Source organism: Desmospora profundinema, from assembly GCF_031454155.1.
In the GTDB taxonomy this organism is placed as follows: Bacteria; Bacillota; Bacilli; order Thermoactinomycetales; family DSM-45169; genus Desmospora; species Desmospora profundinema.
On record NZ_JAVDQG010000002.1, the window covers coordinates 424,561 to 444,307 of the forward strand.

At 52.9% G+C, this 19,747-nt stretch carries 19 protein-coding genes and 1 riboswitch; of the genes, 4 read left to right on the forward strand and 15 right to left on the reverse strand.

The annotated features are described in order from the left end of the window. Nucleotides 1-201: 201 nt before the first annotated feature. From JOE21_RS05695 to JOE21_RS05705, 3 genes are all read right to left on the reverse strand, one after another. Complete coding sequence (locus JOE21_RS05695) at nt 202-1,176, reverse strand: DMT family transporter (RefSeq protein ID WP_309863475.1); 975 nt, start codon at nt 1,174-1,176, stop codon at nt 202-204. 193 nt (nt 1,177-1,369) lie between these two features. Next, nucleotides 1,370-1,954: an ECF transporter S component gene (locus tag JOE21_RS05700; protein WP_309863477.1), complete on the reverse strand. Its 585-nt coding sequence runs from the start codon at nt 1,952-1,954 to the stop codon at nt 1,370-1,372. Between the two features lie 161 nt (nt 1,955-2,115). Next, nucleotides 2,116-2,256, reverse strand: a riboswitch (FMN riboswitch). Between the two features lie 77 nt (nt 2,257-2,333). Then, on the reverse strand, nt 2,334-4,136 hold the full coding sequence (locus JOE21_RS05705) for a peptidoglycan D,D-transpeptidase FtsI family protein (RefSeq protein WP_309863480.1): 1,803 nt from the start codon (nt 4,134-4,136) through the stop codon (nt 2,334-2,336). A 192-nt stretch (nt 4,137-4,328) separates the two neighbouring features. Between JOE21_RS05705 and JOE21_RS05710 the strand changes: the two genes are divergently transcribed. Next, complete coding sequence (locus JOE21_RS05710) at nt 4,329-5,075, forward strand: pyridoxamine 5'-phosphate oxidase family protein (RefSeq protein ID WP_309863483.1); 747 nt, start codon at nt 4,329-4,331, stop codon at nt 5,073-5,075. A gap of 91 nt (nt 5,076-5,166) precedes the next feature. On the opposite strand, the gene mltG (JOE21_RS05715) is transcribed toward JOE21_RS05710, so the two are convergent. The 12 genes from mltG (JOE21_RS05715) to recD2 all read right to left on the reverse strand — a co-directional run bounded on the left by mltG (JOE21_RS05715) (nt 5,167) and on the right by recD2 (nt 16,844). After that, complete coding sequence (gene mltG / locus JOE21_RS05715) at nt 5,167-6,189, reverse strand: endolytic transglycosylase MltG (protein WP_309863484.1); 1,023 nt, start codon at nt 6,187-6,189, stop codon at nt 5,167-5,169. 141 nt (nt 6,190-6,330) lie between these two features. After that, complete coding sequence (mltG, locus tag JOE21_RS05720; protein ID WP_309863486.1) at nt 6,331-7,371, reverse strand: endolytic transglycosylase MltG; 1,041 nt, start codon at nt 7,369-7,371, stop codon at nt 6,331-6,333. 90 nt (nt 7,372-7,461) lie between these two features. Next, a complete protein-coding gene (locus tag JOE21_RS05725) occupies nt 7,462-7,767 on the reverse strand; it encodes a DUF1292 domain-containing protein (protein ID WP_309863489.1) in 306 nt (101 codons plus the stop codon). Between the two features lie 24 nt (nt 7,768-7,791). After that, the gene (locus JOE21_RS05730; RefSeq protein WP_309863491.1) at nt 7,792-8,115 is read right to left on the reverse strand and encodes a DUF1292 domain-containing protein; all 324 of its coding nucleotides are present in this window, start codon (nt 8,113-8,115) and stop codon (nt 7,792-7,794) included. A gap of 171 nt (nt 8,116-8,286) precedes the next feature. Next, nucleotides 8,287-8,721 (reverse strand): Holliday junction resolvase RuvX, encoded by a 435-nt coding sequence (gene ruvX, locus JOE21_RS05735; RefSeq protein ID WP_309863851.1) that lies wholly within the window; start codon nt 8,719-8,721, stop codon nt 8,287-8,289. Between the two features lie 46 nt (nt 8,722-8,767). Further along, on the reverse strand, nt 8,768-9,022 hold the full coding sequence (locus JOE21_RS05740; protein ID WP_309863852.1) for an IreB family regulatory phosphoprotein: 255 nt from the start codon (nt 9,020-9,022) through the stop codon (nt 8,768-8,770). Between the two features lie 105 nt (nt 9,023-9,127). Continuing rightward, on the reverse strand, nt 9,128-11,758 hold the full coding sequence (gene alaS, locus JOE21_RS05745; RefSeq protein ID WP_309863494.1) for an alanine--tRNA ligase: 2,631 nt from the start codon (nt 11,756-11,758) through the stop codon (nt 9,128-9,130). A 358-nt stretch (nt 11,759-12,116) separates the two neighbouring features. Then, nucleotides 12,117-13,208 (reverse strand): AI-2E family transporter, encoded by a 1,092-nt coding sequence (locus JOE21_RS05750; protein WP_309863495.1) that lies wholly within the window; start codon nt 13,206-13,208, stop codon nt 12,117-12,119. A 368-nt stretch (nt 13,209-13,576) separates the two neighbouring features. Beyond that, nucleotides 13,577-13,789 (reverse strand): hypothetical protein, encoded by a 213-nt coding sequence (locus JOE21_RS05755; protein ID WP_309863498.1) that lies wholly within the window; start codon nt 13,787-13,789, stop codon nt 13,577-13,579. A 24-nt stretch (nt 13,790-13,813) separates the two neighbouring features. After that, nucleotides 13,814-14,011 carry a YrzR-like zinc ribbon domain gene (locus JOE21_RS05760; protein ID WP_309863500.1) on the reverse strand — a complete coding sequence of 66 codons (198 nt, stop codon included), beginning with the start codon at nt 14,009-14,011 and terminating at the stop codon, nt 13,814-13,816. Nucleotides 14,012-14,026: 15 nt separating this feature from the next. Then, nucleotides 14,027-14,521, reverse strand: a complete 495-nt coding sequence (locus tag JOE21_RS05765) for a PRC-barrel domain-containing protein (protein ID WP_309863501.1) — start codon at nt 14,519-14,521, stop codon at nt 14,027-14,029. A gap of 67 nt (nt 14,522-14,588) precedes the next feature. After that, entirely contained in the window at nt 14,589-16,844 is a 2,256-nt protein-coding gene (gene recD2, locus JOE21_RS05770) for an SF1B family DNA helicase RecD2 (protein WP_309863502.1), read from the reverse strand. Nucleotides 16,845-17,034: 190 nt separating this feature from the next. Between recD2 and JOE21_RS05775 the strand changes: the two genes are divergently transcribed. From JOE21_RS05775 to JOE21_RS05785, 3 genes are all read left to right on the forward strand, one after another. Beyond that, nucleotides 17,035-17,619, forward strand: coding sequence for a helix-turn-helix domain-containing protein (locus JOE21_RS05775; RefSeq protein WP_309863503.1), 585 nt, complete (start codon nt 17,035-17,037; stop codon nt 17,617-17,619). A 482-nt stretch (nt 17,620-18,101) separates the two neighbouring features. Then, a complete protein-coding gene (gene clpP, locus JOE21_RS05780) occupies nt 18,102-18,689 on the forward strand; it encodes an ATP-dependent Clp endopeptidase proteolytic subunit ClpP (RefSeq protein WP_309863505.1) in 588 nt (195 codons plus the stop codon). Nucleotides 18,690-18,718: 29 nt separating this feature from the next. Then, nucleotides 18,719-19,720 (forward strand): NAD-dependent epimerase/dehydratase family protein, encoded by a 1,002-nt coding sequence (locus JOE21_RS05785; protein ID WP_309863508.1) that lies wholly within the window; start codon nt 18,719-18,721, stop codon nt 19,718-19,720. The last annotated feature ends 27 nt before the right edge of the window (nt 19,721-19,747 follow it).

The following is a 19,747-nucleotide window of genomic DNA, read 5'->3' on the forward strand; positions in this document are numbered from 1 at the left end:
TTTACTCCCATTCATACTGCGAAAAGTGATCTATTCTCTGGGGCGTATCTGAACAATCCGTAGTGCCAGCCATACCGACCCTCCATTTTCTCATGAAAAGATAAATGGGCCAGACAGGCACTTTCAATCACACCATCCCATGCCCGTGCATGCTGCTCTTCCTCCTATCATCGATAGCCACGGACGATACACTTATTTATCTTAGCACGGTTGACGCCCCCGTTCATCGGCTGTTTTTTCTGGGCAACCCCTGTCCTGATCTTCTTTTTCTCGCTCCACACTTGACCCCTCTCCCGACCTCCACGTACCTGCCGCAATTCCGGCCAGAACCAATGCCATTCCGATCAAATGCGAATGGGTCAATGCTTCCCCCAACACCATCACAGACAACAGGACAGCGGTAAGGGGCATCACAGCGGTGAATAAACCCGAAACACTCCCCCTGACCCTTGACACGCCCGTATACCAAAGAAAAAAAGCCAACACCGTAACGATCAACGCATGATAGAGGAGCAGAAAAAGATCCAGTCCGGTCAAGGAAGAAAAATCAAACGTCCAGGCTTGGACAATGGCAAAGGGAAAAAAACAGAGAAAGCCGATTCCCGCCACTGCAGTGGAAATAGCCAACGGACTTAACCTGGGAGACAGGATTTTTCCCACCACCGTAAACAACGCTTCTCCAGCCACCGCCATCATCACAAGGAAATTGCCCAACCAGGAAAAGGTCACCTGAGTGTCGGAAAAACCAGCATGAAACTTCAGAATTGCCACTCCCCCTATGGCGAGTAGAAGTCCCGCTCCGAGCGATCGCTCCCACTTTTCTTTCAACAACCATACGGAAAGCACCGCCACCAGCGCCGGGGTTGTGGCGGTTAAGATACCCGCCTCCATCGCCGTGGTAAACCGAACCCCTACCAGCAAACAGATACTAAACAGAAATACCCCTGCAAAAGACTGAAGGGTCAACCAGCACCACTCTTTTCGTTCGATCCTCGGAAAACCCCCTTCTTTTATCTGTAACCAGATCAGCAGGACGGCCGCCGCGATTCCGAAACGAATTCCAGACGCCAAAAAGATCGGCAATCGTTCCGCCATCACCTTTCCTGCCACGACAGAACTGCCCACGATCATCATGGCTAAAGTTAAACATCCATAGTACAACCCACGTTTTTCCACTCTTCATCCCCCACTCTCCGTTTGAAAAACGGTATCACAGGGAGAAAAGAGGGTGTAGGTCCATTCCGCGGGGATTGGGATGGGTCCAATTCGCTTATCGAGAGAGCTTCATTTTTACCCATCAAAAAACCGACCCATCATGGGTCGGCTGAAGTGAATAACGTTCGTTCCATCATGCAAATGATCGCAAACTTCAAGCGACGCGTTCTATACCGGATAACTGTTGGAGCCGAGGCTTCAGACGGATGTAGAGGGGAACGAACACCAACGCGATCAAAAAGCCTTTCACCAGATTAAAGGGGCCGATACCGTAGAGAACCAGCGCCACTTTTTCCGGTCCCTCTATCGTCCAGTTGATCAGGAACGCGTAAGCCGGCAGGATCACCCAGTAGTTGGCGACGCTCATGATCACGGCCATGGTCACAGTCGCCGCAACCAGACCGGTGATGATCCCTTTCAGGCCGGTCATGCGACGGGCGATCCAGACGGTGATCACCACAAAGATACTGCCCGCGAGAAAGTTGGATAGTTCGCCGATGGGTAGCCCTGCCTCACTGCCGGTGAAGAGATAATGCAGCAGATTTTTGATCAGTTCCACTAACACCCCCATCCACGGACCGAACAGGAGTCCCGCCACCAAGGCAGGCACTTCGCTGAAGTCCACTTTCAGAAAAGCGGGAAAGAGGGGAAGCGGGAAGTTTAAGTACTGCATCAAAAAAGCAAATCCGGACAAAAGGGACACCATCGTCAGTTTGGCTGTCGTGAATCGTCTCGCCACCAGAACACTCTCCTTTTTGTGTATCTGATGACAACCGTACAACGAAAAAGGCCCGAAAAAAGAGATCCACCTCTTCTTCGGGTCCGGGAAAGAGTGCAGATTTAAATAAAGGTTTACCAATCAGAGAGATAAACCCTTCCTCCACTCCACGTGTACGTGTAGTCATCCTTCTCCCATCCAGACTATACTGTCGGTCCCGGAGTCACACCGGGTCCACCGCTCCTGACGGAACGGGTCACGGACTGAGGCGGTCACCCGCCATCACCGCCGGTCGGGAATTTCACCCTGCCCCGAAGGATTGAAACGTTATTCACTTACAAACATTGTAACGAAAAGCCTTTCTCTCTGGCAAGGGAATGGGTACAAGGTTCAACACCACTCACGATGGTTTCTCACCTTTGACCGTCTGCTCCATCACCTGCCGAAATACCCGGTGAGCTCGATCATCCTTGCTGTCCTCCACAGAACGGATGACGACCGAAATCGCATAACGGGGTTCATCCGTCGGACCAAAGCCGATCATCCACTTGTTGAAATGATCATAGTCCGGGCCCAGTTGAGCCGTTCCGGTCTTGGCCGCCATCTTGACATCGGAGGGTTTCAGAGATTGGGCCGTTCCGTCAGTGACAGCGGTGCGCATCATTTTTCGCAATTGGCGCAGTGTTTCCGGCTTTATCGATTGATCCACGGCCAACGTGTGCGGTTCAAAAGCGAAAAACGTTTCATTGTCATCCCGCTGAATCTCCTTCACCACCCGAGGATTTAAGGTTTGGCCGTCATGGAACAGTGTCGTCACCATATTGACCGCTTGCAATGGAGTCACCCGCACATCCCGTTGTCCAATTCCCGTCTGGGCAACGGCGCCTGCATCCCCGCGGGTAGCTTCATCGGAAAAGATCACCCCCTGGTGTTCCTGGGGGAGTTGGCGGAAACCTTTCTCCTTAAACACCGTTCCTGACCACAACACACGGCTTCCCAACCCTAAGCGATGGGCATACTTTTCAAGCGTCTTGCCGCCCAGGTTTTCCGCAACCTGGGCAAACACCACATTGCACGAATTGGCGTAGGCCTGTTCCAGGGTTTGCGTGCCATGTCCGTCAGGGTTGGAATCCCGCAAGCCGTAGCGCCCCAGATGGCCGTTACAGTGAAACTTATCGGTCGGTTTCACTTTCCCTGTATCCAAAGCGGCAACCGCCACCACCGTTTTAAAGATGGAACCCGGGGTGGTCTCCATCAACGCCCGATTATCCCATGGATTCCATTCCTTTTCCTGGTTGTACTCGCTGGGACGGCTGGCCACTGCCAGCAAATCCCCGCTGGCGATCTCCTGCACCAATACCGCCCCTTCTCCCACCGCCGCATCATCCAGGGCACGCTCCGCCACTGCCTGAATCCGTCGGTCCAGCGTCGTCAGCAAGCGATAAGAGGCTCCTTCAGAAGTACCCTCCACTTTCATCGAAAGCCCGTTCAGCGGGCGTCCCCTGCCATCCGTCGTGTAACTGAGCAAAGTGGACCCGTCGGCGCGAAGAAACGGTTCAAAACTGGACTCCAGCCCGGTCACCCCGATCCGGGAATGACTGTTGTATAGGCCATGCTCCCATTCTTCCGGAAAGCGTTGTTGGATCAAGAATGGGTTTCGCTCCACTCGACCAATCACTTGTCGGGCACCGCGGTTCCGCCAGCGGTCATCCGATTCAAGGGCATCAATTCCCGAGATCTCCAACTCTCTCACCATTTGAGCCTGTTTCTCTTTTAACACCAATTCCCTTCCATCCGGTTGAGAGAGGGCGGCGGGCATCGTTAACGATTTTAGTTGATGGACCAATTGCCCCTCGGTCCAACCCAGCAGCGAGGCCAGACGGCCTAACTTACCGTGATGAGCCTCCACCTGGGCTTGGGAAAAGGGGGAGGCGAACAAGCGCCAATCCCGCGTCCCCGTCAGGGATTCCCCATGACGGTCCAATATGCTTCCCCGACCGCTGTCCACTACCACCACCCGGCTTTGCTGTTCCTCCGCCCTGGCAATCAGGTCCGTTTCCTCTCGGGAGAAGGAAACCGATGAACCCATCTGCACCCCATACAATCGCCACAACAATGCGGAAAATGCGAGGATCAACGCGAGGGAAACCAGCCATGTCCGCTTCTGTCTGATGTATTTACCCCGTCTGAATTGAATCTCCATAACCGGACCGCCCCCTTGTTCCTCTCCAGCTTGGGCAAGCGAATCGGTCCATATACTTATCAACCTGGGATCTCTATTACTTTCATCTGGAAAGTCCATTGACATTTGTCCATGCTTACTCCCTATAATAGTGTGATTCCTATCATAGTTTGGTGCGATTATTCTGTCTATTTCTGACAAAGGGGTGAAAGTGTGGATTGGAACGACTCACCGCAACGGATCATCGGTGGCTTACGCCGGCTGAAACGAAAAGTGACCAATCGAATTTTGCCCTCCCCCCCTACTCAAACCGAAGCGGAGCGGAAATCCCCCCTTCCAGGCTCCACAGGGGAACACCTTCTGCAAAAGCAATACGGCACGGACAAACGCGCGTTGGCATTTTACAACCATCAGATGATGGACCGCCTAAACGACGTCATGATCGACTATATCGCCCGACAAGAAATGGTCTTCCTCTCCACCTCAGATGGCAACGGTGAGTGTGACTCCTCATTTCGGGCTGGACCACCCGGATTTGTCCGCATCATCAATGATCGACAGCTGATGTATCCCGAATACCGGGGAAACGGTGTGATGGCCAGCCTCGGAAATATCGTCGAAAATCCTCATATCGGGATGCTGTTCATCGACTTCTTCCAAACAGCCGTGGGATTACATGTAAACGGAAAAGCAAGTATATTGGAGAACTCCGAATTGCTGATTCAACCGGACTTACCGGATGTGATCCGGGAGGATATCCTGACGGAAGACGGGAGAAAACCGGAGCGCTGGGTGCTCGTGGATGTGGAGGAAGCGTATATTCACTGCTCCAAACACATCCCCTTGTTGCGAAAACTGGATCGGGAAATCGATTGGGGAACCGATGATGCGGCTAAAAAAGGCGGGGATCACTTCCAAGTGAAAAACGAAAGCCGTCCCTGGAAAAACACGCACTCCTGATTTAAATCCAACCTGCTTTACCGGTCTTCCATTTCTTTCTTTGGATAAGCCCCCTGCCATTAGTGGAGGGGGCTTGTTTAGGACCGATATTTTATGGCCTTTGCTTGCTTTTCTCGATGTTTTGTTCATGCTCTTTTTCCGTCCGGGCGAAGTAGTGTTTCCCTGTCCCGTCTTTCCGGGTCACATAGAAAAAGTAATCGTGCTCTTCCGGCTCCAAAGCCGCACGCAACGCCGCTTTGCCGGGATTGGCGATGGGACCGGGCGGGAGCCCTTCGATTCGATAGGTATTATAAGGGCTGTCAATTTCCAGATCTTTATAGAAGAGCCGCTCTTTTTGCTTTCCGAGTGCATATTGGACGGTGGCATCCACCTGCAGCTTCATGCCGTCGTCCAACCGATTATAGATTACACCGGCGATCCGGGGGAGCTCTTCCTTCACTTGGCCCTCCCGCTCGATAATGGAAGCGATGGTAACCCATTCATCTACGGTTAATCCCTTTTGGTCCAGTTTCTGCTTGATATCGTCATGCTCCAATTCCCGTTGAAACTGGCGCAGCATTTTGTCCACCAACTCATGGGGATCGGCATCCCGTGGCAGATTGTACGTGATCGGATACAGATAGCCCTCCAGCCGATGCGTTCGCTTCGGATCCGCCGGAATCTGTTGTACAAAATCATAGGCGTATTCGGCTTCATTCACCGCTTTTAGAAATGCTTCCCGTTCCACTCCCCGTTTGGCCACCCGATCCGCAACCTGATCCACGGTAAACCCTTCCGGAATCGTTACACTCATCACGTTTTGCGATCCATCCGCAAAGATACCCAGTATGTCTTGTGCGGTGGAATGGGGAGGGATTTCATACACACCCGCTTTCAACCCCTTGGACTTTCCTTCCAGCCATGCATAAAGAGCAAAAAGCCAGCCATGTTCGATTACGTTCTCCCGCTCCAATATTTGACCCACGTCCAAAACCGACGCCCCCTGTGGAACCTCTACTTCCACCGATTCGCCGCCGGACGAAAGTTGCAGTGATTGTTGTACATACCAGTAACCACTCACGGCAAGAGCAGCCGTGATGACTAAAGTCAACAGGATACTCCAGATCCATTTCATGTTTCCGGTGTTCCTCTCTTGATGATTTTGGCTCTCCCTGGATTGTACACGCTTCATTCAATGGCGGCAACCCCGGGAGGAATGCAAGGAATGAAGCTTGAAGAAAAAAGGGGTCCCCTGCATCGGGCAAACCCCTTTTCATCATTGGCCACTGTTCTGTGTCTGCGTTTTGTTGCTTTGAGCGATAAAATTCCGGTGCTGTTCATAGGTTTCCGCAAAGTAATGTTCCCCGGTTCCATCTTTCTTCGTTACATAGTATAGGTATGAATGCTGCTCCGGCTCCAATACGGCAGTCAATGCCCGCTCACCGGGGTTGGCGATCGGCCCGGGCGGCAGACCGTCGATTCGATACGTGTTGTAGGGACTATCCAACTTCAGGTCTTTATAATACAGGCGTTCTTTTTGTTCACCCAGCGCATACTGGATCGTGGCATCCACCTGGAGGCGCATATTTTTATCCAAACGGTTTTGGATCACTCCCGCAATCTTGGGAAACTCATGCTCCGCTTGTCCTTCCCGTTCCACAATGGAGGCCACCGTCACCCACTCATCGACGGTCATATTCCGCTCCTGCAAACGTTGAAGGGCACCGCTTTTTTCCATCCGGGCAGCGAATTGCCCCAGCATCAATTTTACCACATCCTCAGCATTGGCCGTCTTTGGAATATTGTACGTGCTGGGGAACAGATATCCCTCCAGCCGGTACGTCCGGTTTTCTTTCTCGGGGATGTTTTGGATAAAATCAAAATCGTATTCTCCCTCATCCACCGCTTTCAAAAACTCCTCTTTACTCACTTTTCCTTTTTTATCGATGGCACTACCAATTTGATCGATTGTAAAGCCTTCCGGAATCGTGACCGTGTAAGTATTCTGACGACCTTTGGTGAACATGTCCAACATGCTGTCGATGTCCATCTCCGGTGACACTTCATAAACTCCAGCCTGGAGCCTGCGGTTGCCGGTGAGGAACAAGTATGTACTGAAGAACCAATCATGGCGAATCAAATTCTCATCCTTTAACATGCGGCCGATGTCGGCTGTGGAAGAACCTGGATTAATCTCAAACTGGACGGGTTCATGACGTTGTGGAGAACTCAATGTGTAATCCACATAAAAATAAGCCAACACCGACCAAGCTGCGAACAAGGCCAGAGTGTAAAAAAGTCGCATCAGCCACTTCATCCGATGTGCTCCTTCTTTGCGGAGTTTCACCTTTTTTATGTTATCACATGTACAAAAAAAAATAACGAGGTTTTCCCCCGTTATTCGTCATCATTCGTCAAAATAGAGCATTTCGTCTATCGCGTCCGCCACTTCATCCCACTCGTTCTCGTCTTCCACGTGTTCAACCCGATAGGACTCCCCACAAGGGGTCACCCGAAAGACGTAAGCATCCGATTCCGGTTCTTCATCTGTACACAAGAGGGCGTAATGACGACCATTGATATCCAATTCGCGGAGCAGGTGATAACGGGAATCCGGATCGACACCTTCTTCATCACTGAGAATCAGTTTGGATCCCCAGATGGATTCCAGTACGTTTAACCGTTTGGCCATCCGCTGTTCCCGTTTATCCATCGGATTATCACCTGGCTCTCCCATTCACATGGATTCGTCTTGAAGCTGATCCTCCAACGTGCGAAGCACTTCTTCCACCATATCCCACTCCCCATCATCCTCGATCGGGATCAGGTTGATGTTTTCTCCATCCCCTTCATAGCGAAAGGCGTATACTTCCTGTTCCACGGCTTCTTCTTCATTCTCGTTCCCTTCCCCTTGCGTTTCATCCAGGGGAGTCAGGAGGATGTATTTGTTGCCGTTATCCTGTTCAAAACGGAACAGGACTTCAAAGGTTTCCTGCTGTCCGTCCTCGTTGCTGATTAATACCGTTTCTGTCATATTTTCATGTTGTCCGTTGTCATCCATTTGTATTCCTCCTTCGACTGTGCAAGCCTCGCCTAGTGTCCCATCAGGCCGCTTCACTTTGCTTTTCTTGGCCCTTTCATACGAAGGGGGCCGTCGGCATAGAGCTCAACTGGCAGCAGGGTTTCCAAGCCTCCTCCATCCAACACGATCAATATAGTATAGAAGGAGGACTTAGTCACTTCGTTCCCGGGCCTTGCTCCGAGCATCCAGATATCCTTGCAAAATCCAGGATGCTGCCAATTGGTCAACCACTTTTTTTCGCTTTTTTCTGCTCATATCCGCTTCGATCAGGGTACGTTCCACGGCCGCTGTCGACAACCGTTCATCCCACAAATGGACAGGAAGGCCGAAACGGCCTTCCAACTCCCTGGCAAGGTCTTGACACGCCCGGCCCCGTTCCCCAATCGTCCCGTCCATATTTCGGGGAAGCCCCACCACGATTGAACGGATCTCATACTCCTCAATCAATTGGTGGAGGCGTTCGATCCAACGGGAATCATCCGTCCGCTGAACCATCTCAATCCCCTGAGCTGTCCATCCCATCGGGTCGCTGACAGCCACCCCAATCCGCTTTCCTCCCAAATCCAATCCCATCACGCGCTCGATCAATCGCTCCATCTCCCGTAAGCATCTGTCATTTCCTGTTTAGCCCTCAACCCTTTTCCTTATCCAGATAGGATTTGACCAGTTCCTCCAGGAGCTCGTCCCGTTCCACTTTTCGAATTAAAGAGCGGGCATTGTTATTTCGAGGGATATAAGCGGGATCTCCCGATAACAGATATCCCACCATCTGGTGGATCGGGTTGTATCCTTTATCACTTAACGCTTCATACACGGTCAGCAACACTTCACGAGGATTCGCTTCTTGTTCCTCTCCACGGAAATCGAACTTCATCGTTTTATCCATGGACACTCTCAACACCTCTTTCTATCTATTGACCACCTTTCGTAAAACCATTCGCGTACCATGTGGTTATTTCCTCTATTCCTCAATTATGGGCATCGTAAACCATCAGCGGGATGCGTGTAGTTCTACCAAGCGGGTAACGGCTTCCAACGCTTCCCCCAGGCGCTCCGGCTGTTTTCCACCTGCCTGCGCCATGTCCGGTCGGCCTCCTCCTCCGCCGCCGCAGTGGGATGCCGCTTCTTTTACCAATTTACCGGCGTGCAGGCCTTGTTTGACATAGGTCTCCGAAACACGGGCTACGAGCTGTACTTTGCCCCCGCTTACCGCACCCAGCACAATCACCCCTTCGCCGATGCGCGCTCTTAAATCATCCATCATCCGGCGAAGATTGTCCATATCCGGTGCATCCACCTGGGCCACCAGGAGGGGAACACCGGCCACTTCCCGCACCGAATCCGCAAGGTTAGCTCCTTCCATTTGGTTTAGTTTGGCGCGAAGGGATTCGTTTTCCCGGCTGAGCTCCTTAATTCGGCCTTGCAGCCCTTCCACCCGATCTACCACTTCAGCCGGTTGGGTTTTTAAACGGTCGGCAGCCTGGTGCAACTGATCCAGTTGTTCTTCCAAATGACGATAGGCGTGGCGACCGGTGACCGCTTCTACCCGCCGGGTGCCGGATCCGATCCCGCTTTCGGCCACCAGTTTAAACAACCCGATTTCCCCGGTTTGCTGCACATGGGTACCCCCGCACAACTCCAGGCTGTAATCCCCAACCCGGACTACACGAACCACGTCTCCATACTTTTCCCCGAACAAAGCCATCGCACCCATCGCTTTGGCTTCCGCCAGGGATTTTTCAAATGTCTCGACCGGAATGTTGGCCCAGATCTGTCGATTGACCCGTTCTTCCACTTCCCGCTTCTGATCCGGTGTCATTCCCTCGATGTGGGTAAAGTCAAAGCGGAGCCGATCCGGCGCTACCAACGAACCCGCCTGATTGACGTGATTTCCCAACACTTCTTTCAAGGCCTGGTGCAACAAGTGGGTGGCTGTATGGTTTTTAATCACGCCTTGCCGGTACGTGTGATGGATCCGGGCGGTCGCATCGTCTCCCAGGGCAAGGGTTCCCTCCAAAACCGTCACATAGTGAATATGTTCCCCTTTTGGCCCTTTTTTTACATCGTCAACCCGCAATCGGGCTCGGGAAGTGTGAATTTCACCCTGATCCCCCACCTGACCGCCGCTTTCGGCGTAAAATGGCGTCTCCTCCAACACAACCTGGGCTTGTGTACCCTCACCCACTACATCGACGATGCGATTGTCGTGGATGATGGCGGCAATCCGGGTTTGTTTCTCCTCTTCTCCATAACCGACAAAGGTGCTCTCCACATTCAGTTCGGACAGCGCTCCTCCTTGCACCTGCATGCTGCCGGCCTCCTGCCGAGCCCCGCGGGCACGCTCCCGCTGTTCGGCCATGGCAGCTTCAAAGCCTTCCTTATCCACCGTCAGTCCGTGTTCCCGGGCAAAATCCTCCGTCAGATCCACCGGGAATCCATACGTATCATACAGGGTGAAGGCATCCCGTCCGGTGATTTGGGTTTTTCCACGCTCTTTCAGTTCCGCCACGCGATTTTCCAGGATCAACAGCCCTTCAGACAGTGTCTCCAGAAACCGCTCTTCCTCTCCACGAATCACTTTTTCGATGAAGTCCCGTTTCTCATCGGGTTCGGGATAAAACTCCTTCATCGCATCGGCCACCACACCCGTTAAGCGGTACAGGAATGCACGTTCCACCCCGAGCGTACGGGCATAACGGACAGCCCGACGCAGCAGTCGGCGGAGTACATATCCACGCCCCTCATTGGAGGGGAGCGGACCGTCTGCGATGGCAAACACCAATGTACGGACATGATCGGCAATCACCTTTAGTGCCGTATCAATCGATTCGCTTTCCCCATAGGTGACGCCGGCTTCTTTCGCCGCTGCTTGGATAATGGGTTGAAACAGGTCGGTATCGAAATTGGTCGGAACGTCCTGCATCACCGACGCCATCCGTTCCAACCCCATGCCGGTATCGATGTTTTTGTTGGGCAGGGGGGTATAGCTGCCGTCAGGGTTGTGGTTGTACTGGGAGAACACCAGATTCCAGACTTCAAGATAACGGGCATTTTCCCCGCCGGGATAACACTCTGGATCCGACTCGTCTCCGTATTCCTTCCCCCGATCGTAGAAGATCTCGGAGTTGGGTCCGCACGGCCCTTCCCCAATGTCCCAGAAGTTTTCTTCCAGCTTGACGATCCGCTCCGCCGGAATACCGACCTGTTCATTCCAAATACGAAAGGCTTCATCATCCTCAGGATGGATGGTAATCGACAACCGTTCTGGGTCCAACCCGAGCCAGCGGGAATCCGTCAAGAGCTCCCATGCCCACAAAATGGCTTCTTCCTTAAAATAATCCCCCACAGAAAAGTTGCCCAGCATTTCAAAAAAAGTCTGATGGCGGGCTGTGTAACCGACGTTTTCGATATCATCGGTCCGCATCGATTTTTGGGCGTTGACAATACGGGGATTCTCAGGAGTCACCCGTCCATCAAAATATTTCTTCAACGTTGCAACACCGCTATTGATCCACAACAGAGAAGGATCGTCCACTGGTACCAGGGAAGCGCTGGGCTCCACCCGGTGCCCTTTTTCCTTGAAAAAGTCCAGATATTTTTGTCTGATCTCATGTCCTCTCATCACACATCCTCCTTATTTGGGCAAAGCCCCTCCAAATTGTCGTCCTGGAGCTTTTAAGTGCGAAAACGAAAAAAACCTCCCATCCCTGACAGGGACGAGAAGCTGTTTCCCGCGGTACCACCCCGAATTATCCTGCACGAAACGCGCAGAATCTCTTGGCCCCGATAACGGCGGGAATAACCGGCGGGCTTTTCACCCGCGCTCGAAAGCCGGCGTTCGGCGAACCGGGATCCCGAAAAGTCTCTCAGCCAAGGACTTTCCTCTCTGGCGGCAGTCCGTCCTACTTCTGCTCTCTCATCGCGTTCACAGATTCATTTTACGCACCTGTATTCTTTTTTTATTATACAACGAACAACGATTACTTTAAACCGGGTCCGCCCCCGTTTGTTCTCCTGGCCAGATGATCGACCGCGTGTTCCACGATCACTTTTGCCACCGCAAACAGGGGAACAGCTAAAATCAAGCCGATGATTCCCCCCAACTCCCCTCCCACCAACAATGCGAAAATAATGAACAAAGGATGAAGATGCAGGGTTCGCCCCACAATCTGCGGGGAGAGAACATTGCCTTCCACCACTTGAACCACCAAATTAACGATGATCACGGCAATCACCATCTCCGTGGATACCGACAGAGCGACTAAGATCGCGGGAATCGCTCCGAAAAACGGCCCCAGATAAGGGATGACATTAAATATGCCCACCATGACCGCCAACAGCAGTGCATAAGGTAAACCGATGATCAAATACCCGATATAGGCCAGCAGTCCCACCATCATGCAAACCAGTAGCTGTCCCCGAATGTAATTACCCAGCGCTTCGTCCACATCCCGAAAGAGGCGAAGCACTTCCTTGCGCCGCCGCACCGGCAACATGGTAATCAGCGTTTTTTCGATCACATCCACGTCTTTCAGCATATAGAAAGCCAAAAACGGCACAATGACAACGATAAACAATTGGTTGACCGTCGAACCCAGTGAGGTCATCAGATTGCCCACGCCATCGGTGATAAAGGCTTCCAAGCGATCCAACGCTTGTTCTACGCCTTCCCGTACACTCTCAGGGAGGGAATCCTTGCTGTGGTTGTACTGTTCAATCCAAGACTGCACCTGACGATTCCACTCCGGAAAGTGTTCAATCAACTCCTTCAGCTGCATGCTGAACAGGGGGACCAGGTTGGTAATGATGACGGCAACGGCGGCAATGAACAACGAATAGATCAACAGAACGGACAAGGAACGGGGAAAACCCCTCTCCGCCAATATGTTTACAATCGGGTTTAATAAATAAGAAATGATGACCGCCACCAAAAAGGGGCCCAACACCGCTTTCAGGAACGAAAACACTCCCTGCAACAACGGTTGGATCTGTACCAAAAGAAATAAAATGGCCAACGACACCAAAATGAGCACCGCTCTCCCCAACAGCCGGTTCTGTGTGATCCGATCCACACTCCCACCTCCCTCCCCTTCACCATCAGTATAGTACGGGCTCTCCCCCTTTTATGTGTCCAACCATGTACTTGCCGCACAAGTCATGTTTCGCCTGGGTCGTTTCGCTCTCGGGTCTCACTAGTGTCTGTCTGGTAATTCAATTTTCCGCAAAAAGGCGGAGAGCCTTTGCACTCATAGAGCACAAGTCTCGCCTAGGTCACTTCGTTCCCGGTCTCGCTATGCGCTTTTTGCAACGAAACGAAGACAGCCATACCAACCCGGGATCTCGCCCTACGGATTTATTAGACACGTCCTAAAAAAACACCCTCCGGTTAAACCGGAGGGTGAAGACGGGAAAGAATGGTAAACGCGCCGGTTCAATGACGTCAGCGAGCGAAACGGCGGATCAGACCACGTCCGTATGCCACGGAAACGACACGCATCAGACCCAGATTTCGGAGCACATTCTTTAACCAGCGCGGCTGGTTATGACCGTTCAGCATTCGCATCAAACGGTCTGCCCCATGTTGTTTACGTCCGCCAAACATTACAGCGACTGCGGAACCGATCAAAAGTGTGGACAAAACGGATCGTCTCATGGGTCAGTCCCCCTTGCGGAAGGTTTACATCGAAACCGAATCCTGACCGGTTTCCAAAAACAGGTCGTCCAGAGAGCTTAAACTCCCGTCTTCCTCCACCTGATACACGGAAGTGATTGTTCCATCAACAACGTGGCATTCAATAAAACAACCCCAGCAATAATACTGATGGGTGCCAACACGGCCCATGTCGTGGGAGTTGCAGTTGGGACAGCGAAGCATCGGGCAACCCTACTTTCACAACAGGTTGGAGTGCCCGTCGTCGGCGATCAACACATCCTCTCCCCATGTTAGGGGAGTTTGGGGCCGGATCACTTTTCGACCCTCCATCAGATCGTTGAAAAAGCCTTCGGACAACTCGTACCCCCACAGGGTTCCCAAATCATGGCCCAAATAGACCTCTTCCACCATTCCCAACTGGCTTCCGTCCGCCATTAGGACCGTTCTCCCCTTTAGCTTCGACTGCCCTGTTAACAAGCCGACCCACTTTTCCGCCTGTAAATCCAATGGACGGATATCCTTCTCATGGTTTGCGATGACCGCATCTTCCCCCAATGAGCGGATGTCGGCGGCAGGAAGGTATTTCCCCCGCTTCATCCACCCCTTCGCCTCCACCAACAAGCCCTGAAACTGCTGGTTTCGGTCAAATAATACGTCACGAACGGCGCCCAGTCTCTTTCCCGTACTCACATGGATGATCGGCAAGCCGATGATATCCTGTGATTTGCGCAAGGAACATCAACTCCTTCCGCTGTCCTTAGTATGGGAAAGAACGGGCCTTCTCCATCCTGGGGGATGCTTACCATTCCCGCTGCATCAGTTCCACCAGCTGACTGTTCCGTTCCGCCCTCTCTTTTTGCCGGATACCATGATGAAGGGCTTCTTTTTCTCCGCACAAAATCAAATAGGATTTACTGCGTGTCACACCCGTATAGATTAAGTTTCGTTGCAACATCCGCCGATAGGCCGTCAACAAAGGCAAGATCACAATGGCAAACTCGGAGCCCTGCGCCTTATGAACAGAGCAGGCGTATGCCAAGCCAATCTGGTTTAACTGGCTTCGCTTGTAAGGAATCTCCTGGCGGTCAAACTGTACCCATAAAACCGGATCGTCGTTGGACGCTTTTTCATCAATGGCTGTGATCATGCCCATGTCGCCGTTATAGACAGGATGTTCGCTGTGATTAACCAGCTGCAACACCTTGTCGCCACCCCGGAATACGGTTTCCCCCCAGGCGATCTCTTTTTTCCCCTCCCCGGGCGGATTGATCGATTCCTGAATCGCTTCATTAATCCGATTCACACCGGCGGGACCTTTGTAAATGGGGGCCAGCACCTGTACGTCGAACAGTGTATAACCACGGTTGACCGCTTCCGTATAGGTCTTCAGGATCACATCCACCGCCTGATCCCGTTTGCATGGAAAAAACCGGCGGTCCGGCAACTTGTCCATCAAGTCGGACGGCATCTCTCCCCGTTTCAGTTCGTGTGCCAGCCGGATGATGGAAGATCCTTCCTCCTGGCGGTAGATCTCCGTCAGCTCCACTCTTGGGATGGCCTTCACCTCCAACAGATTTTGCAGGACCTTGCCGGGACCCACCGACGGCAGCTGATCATCGTCCCCCACCAGAATCACCTGCATATTTTGATGCACCGCCCGGAACAGCTGGTTGGCCAACCAGACATCCAGCATCGACACTTCGTCCACAATCAACAGGCTGCCTTCTATGGGGTGATCCTGATCCCGCTCAAAAAAGTCCCCTTTCCATCCCAGCAGGCGGTGGATCGTCATTGCCGGAATCCCGGTGGCTTCGGACATCCGTTTGGCGGCACGGCCAGTGGGTGCCGCCAAACGGATGGGATAAGGCTTCTCAGAGTTCTCGTAATCCTTGGGATCCAGGGAACACTCGTGCAGGCGGGCAAACAGATGGCAAATCCCCCGTATGACTGTCGTTTTCCCTGTGCCGGGACCCCCTGTTAAAATCATCAGAGGGGAGTCAACCGCGGTGGTCATTGCCTCCCGCTGCTTATCCGCGTAGGCAACACCCAATTCCTCCTCCACTTCTCCCACGGCCTGGAACAATTCTTTGGCGGGTGTGGGATCCATCGGCCGCTCCAGCCATTCCCGCACCCGCATCGCCACCCCGTGCTCGGCAAAAAAGAGGGATGGTAAGTACAACTTGCCGTGGTCATCGATTAAACGTTCCTCATGCGCCATGATGTCCAACAACCTCTCCCGCTCCTCGGGAGGGAACCAGTCCCTGGCATGCGGATGTAACAACTGATCCACTTCAGCATTTAATTGCTCCATGGTTACAAACACATGGCCATGGGAGAGGGAGGCTTCCCGCAACGCAAAGATCGCCGCCGCCTGAAACCGCTCCGGAGCATCGAGAGCCAGGCCGGTCTGACGGGCGATTTCATCCGCCCGCCGAAATCCGACACCCTCCACTTCCTCAATCATGCGGTAAGGATTTTGCTTCACCACCTGAATGGTGGATTCCTTATAGGTTTGAACCACTTTGAGAGCAATCGCCGGTCCCATACCGAACTGATACAGATAGACCAGCGCCTGTTCCAACGCATGGTGTTCCCGCAAACTGTCGGCGATCGTTTCCGCCCGAGCAGCGGTCACTCCAGGCACCTCAGCCAGCACCTCCGGCCGGGCGGCCGCTTTTTCCAATGCATTCTCACCCAGGTGTTCCACGATCTTTTCCGCCGTCTTCTTGCCCACTCCGGGAAAGAGGCCGCTGGATAAATACTTGGCTACCGCTTCCCGGGTGCGGGGCAGCTCCTTTTTCATATGGCGGACCTGGTATTGTCGTCCATAACGGGGATGTTCCATCCATTCCCCGTGTACGATCACGGTTTCGTCGGGATGGGGGCGCATCATGTTGCCGACCACCACAATCTCGTCGGTATCCAGCTCTTCCGTGGTCTCCGTCACCTGCATCAAGAAGACCCCGTACTGATTCTCTTCGTTATAAAAAATCTCCTGAACCAGTGAGCCCTTTAACCATTGCTCCCGGAACAGGTCCAATCCGGGTTGTTCCATCCCATACACCCCTGCCGATCTGGTGTTCTCTTTTCCAGTATAGAGGGAAACGACAGTGGAATCCACGAAAAAGAGGGGGCAATCGGAAGAAAAATGAGGAGAACCCTCATTCTTGTGAAGCCATTGACAACAATCTGATTACGTAATAATATATTTTTACGAAACACATCTATATTATGGAGTGACCGGGATGCCCGATATTTTGGAAACCTACCGCGTAGAAAGTGCCGAACAAGCCGCTCAGCTTCTCCATCCCTTAAGAGGGGAGATCCTCTCCCGTCTGACACAGCCGGCTTCCGCCACGGAAGTGGCACGGGAGTTGGGAGAGCCGCCGCAACGGATCAATTATCACATGAAAGCACTGGAAAAAGCGGGTCTGGTCCAACGTGCCGGAACCCGTCAAATCAAGAACCTGGTAGAAGTCTTGTACCTGGCCATCGCCCGTACATACATCCTGTCCGACACCCTCGGCCTGGGTGAGACAGAGCGAAAACGCCTCCGGGATCAACGTTCCCTCACCCATTTGTTGCACGTATCGGAACGGATCAAATCCGATACCATCCGTCTCCTGGACTATACCGACGAAGGCCGGGAGATTCCCAGTGCTGCCTTGCACACCTCTGTCTGTCTTGCGGATGAGACGGAGAGAAAACAGTTCCTGGAGGAATATGTGGAGCTGGTACGCCGCCTGGCAGCCAAGTACCAGCGTGATGAAGGCACCCGGTACAACCTGACTCTTGCCGCATACCCTCAACCTGGAAAGGAGAGCGACTAGAATGGCCGAACATGAACGAATCCAACCGATCATCGTGTGGGAAAGCCCTGATCAAACAAAAAGGGACCGTGATGAGACCGTTATTCCATTCCCGCTTCAAAAAGAAGAATCTGATCATGTTGTAAGGGTGATGGAAGTTCCCGGAACCCACCCATTGCGGATTACACAAGTCTCCTCAGGATTTGGCAGCCCCTCACAACCGAAAAGCAGCCTGAACACCCCCCTTGGAAAGGTTGCTTGATTAGACAAAAATGAGGGCCCCTTCTACCAGTAGTAACGATATTTTCTCTGGAGGGAGGCTTGGTTTTCCGAGTTGCCAAGCAAAGCGAGACCTGGAAACAGAGTGACCATGGCGAGACTTGTGCTGTGAAGTGCATGGGAACTTAAGACGAAAAAACCAAGCCGAGCGCCCCCTCCGTGTAAAAGGCCAAGAAAACATACGCAACGTGACTGAATCGGGCTTTAAAAGGAGGAACCCTGCCATGACCCTCGTACCCACCGTGATTGAACAAACCCACCGCGGGGAGCGGTCCTACGACATTTACTCCCGGTTACTGAAGGACCGAATCATCTTCCTCGGCGGATCCATCGACGATCCAGTGGCCAACGCCGTTGTGGCGCAATTACTGTTCCTGGCTTCTGATAACCCCGAGAAAGACATTCATCTGTATATCAATTGTCCCGGAGGATCCACCACAGCCGGCTCCGCCATCTATGACACCATGCAACACATCCAACCGGATGTTTCCACAATCTGTGTCGGGTTGGCCGCGTCCTATGGTGCAGTCTTACTCGCCTCCGGCACCCCTGGCAAACGGCTGGCCCTTCCCCATGCCGAAGTCATGATCCATCAACCATGGGGGGGTACTCAGGGACAGGCATCGGATATCGCTATTCGCACCCGCTGGATGTTGCGAACCAAGGAGACAATCAACCGGATTTTAGCGGAACGGTCCGGCCAACCCCTGGAAAAAGTGGAGCAGGACACGGACCGCGATTATTTCCTATCGGCAGATGAAGCGCAACGATACGGACTGATCGATCGCGTCATCCGATCGAAAACGGGGTGACGCGCCAACGCCGGAGAGGAGTGCCCAACATGGATTTGTTGATTTTAGGCGGTACACAATTTGTGGGACGCCATCTGACGGAAACGGCTTTAAACAGGGGACATCGGGTTCATCTGTTTCATCGCGGCAGGACCGGGTCGGATCTATTTCCCCATGCAACGAGGATTTACGGCGACCGGGACGGAGGATTGGATGCTTTGCGGGGTCATCGTTGGGACGCGGTGATCGATACTTGTGGGTATGTACCCCGATTAGTAGGGGACGCCGCCCGGGTGGCGGCAGATTCGAGCGACCACTACACCTTTATTTCCACACTCTCGGTCTACGCATCATTGGCGGAGTACGGTCAAGACGAGTCGGCGCCGTTGGGACAGCTGGCAGAAGAAACCGAGGAAGTAAACGGGGAGACATACGGCCCCCTCAAGGTTGCATGCGAGGGGGAAGTGGAACACGCCATGCCGGGCCGAAATTTAATCGTGCGCCCCGGTTTGATCGTCGGTCCCCATGATCCCACCGATCGTTTCTCCTACTGGCCGCACCGTTTTAACCGTGGCGGAAAAGTACTGGCCCCGGGCCGGCCCGACCGCCCCGTACAGTGGATCGATGTCCGGGACTTGGCAGAATGGATAGTAGACATGACAGAACAGAAACAGACGGGAATCTTTCATGCCGTCGTTCCTGAAGGCACCTACACCATGGGGGACTTTCTTCACGCTTGTGCCCAAGCAGGACGGAGCGACACCACTCCCGTTTGGGTCAGCGACTCCTTTCTCATGGAACAAAACGTCCACCCTTGGATGGAACTGCCTTTATGGATTCCAGAAGATGAAACACATCAGTCTCATCGGGGACTTCTCGCCGTATCTGGTAAAAAAGCAGCGGTGGCCGGCCTGACGTGCCGTCCTGTGGAAGAGACGGTTCATGACACCCTTGCCTGGCTGCGGGAACGTCCTAACAGCCAGGAGTGGAAAGCGGGGCTCAATCCGGAGAAGGAGAAGCGCTTATTACAGCTGTGGCAGGAGAGCCTTTAAACTCTTCACACACAAAAATCCCATGGC

Excerpts from the sequence above, each read along its gene's own strand:
- JOE21_RS05705 (WP_309863480.1), bottom strand. The coding sequence starts at position 4,136 with ATGGAGATTCAATTCAGACGGGGTAAATACATCAGACAGAAGCGGACA.
- mltG (WP_309863484.1), bottom strand. The coding sequence starts at position 6,189 with ATGAAATGGATCTGGAGTATCCTGTTGACTTTAGTCATCACGGCTGCT.
- mltG (WP_309863486.1), bottom strand. The coding sequence starts at position 7,371 with ATGAAGTGGCTGATGCGACTTTTTTACACTCTGGCCTTGTTCGCAGCT.
- JOE21_RS05725 (WP_309863489.1), bottom strand. The coding sequence starts at position 7,767 with ATGGATAAACGGGAACAGCGGATGGCCAAACGGTTAAACGTACTGGAA.
- JOE21_RS05730 (WP_309863491.1), bottom strand. The coding sequence starts at position 8,115 with ATGGATGACAACGGACAACATGAAAATATGACAGAAACGGTATTAATC.
- JOE21_RS05740 (WP_309863852.1), bottom strand. The coding sequence starts at position 9,022 with ATGGATAAAACGATGAAGTTCGATTTCCGTGGAGAGGAACAAGAAGCG.
- alaS (WP_309863494.1), bottom strand. The coding sequence starts at position 11,758 with ATGAGAGGACATGAGATCAGACAAAAATATCTGGACTTTTTCAAGGAA.
- JOE21_RS05755 (WP_309863498.1), bottom strand. The coding sequence starts at position 13,789 with ATGAGACGATCCGTTTTGTCCACACTTTTGATCGGTTCCGCAGTCGCT.
- JOE21_RS05760 (WP_309863500.1), bottom strand. The coding sequence starts at position 14,011 with ATGCTTCGCTGTCCCAACTGCAACTCCCACGACATGGGCCGTGTTGGC.
- recD2 (WP_309863502.1), bottom strand. The coding sequence starts at position 16,844 with ATGGAACAACCCGGATTGGACCTGTTCCGGGAGCAATGGTTAAAGGGC.
- JOE21_RS05775 (WP_309863503.1), top strand. The coding sequence starts at position 17,035 with ATGCCCGATATTTTGGAAACCTACCGCGTAGAAAGTGCCGAACAAGCC.
- clpP (WP_309863505.1), top strand. The coding sequence starts at position 18,102 with ATGACCCTCGTACCCACCGTGATTGAACAAACCCACCGCGGGGAGCGG.
- JOE21_RS05785 (WP_309863508.1), top strand. The coding sequence starts at position 18,719 with ATGGATTTGTTGATTTTAGGCGGTACACAATTTGTGGGACGCCATCTG.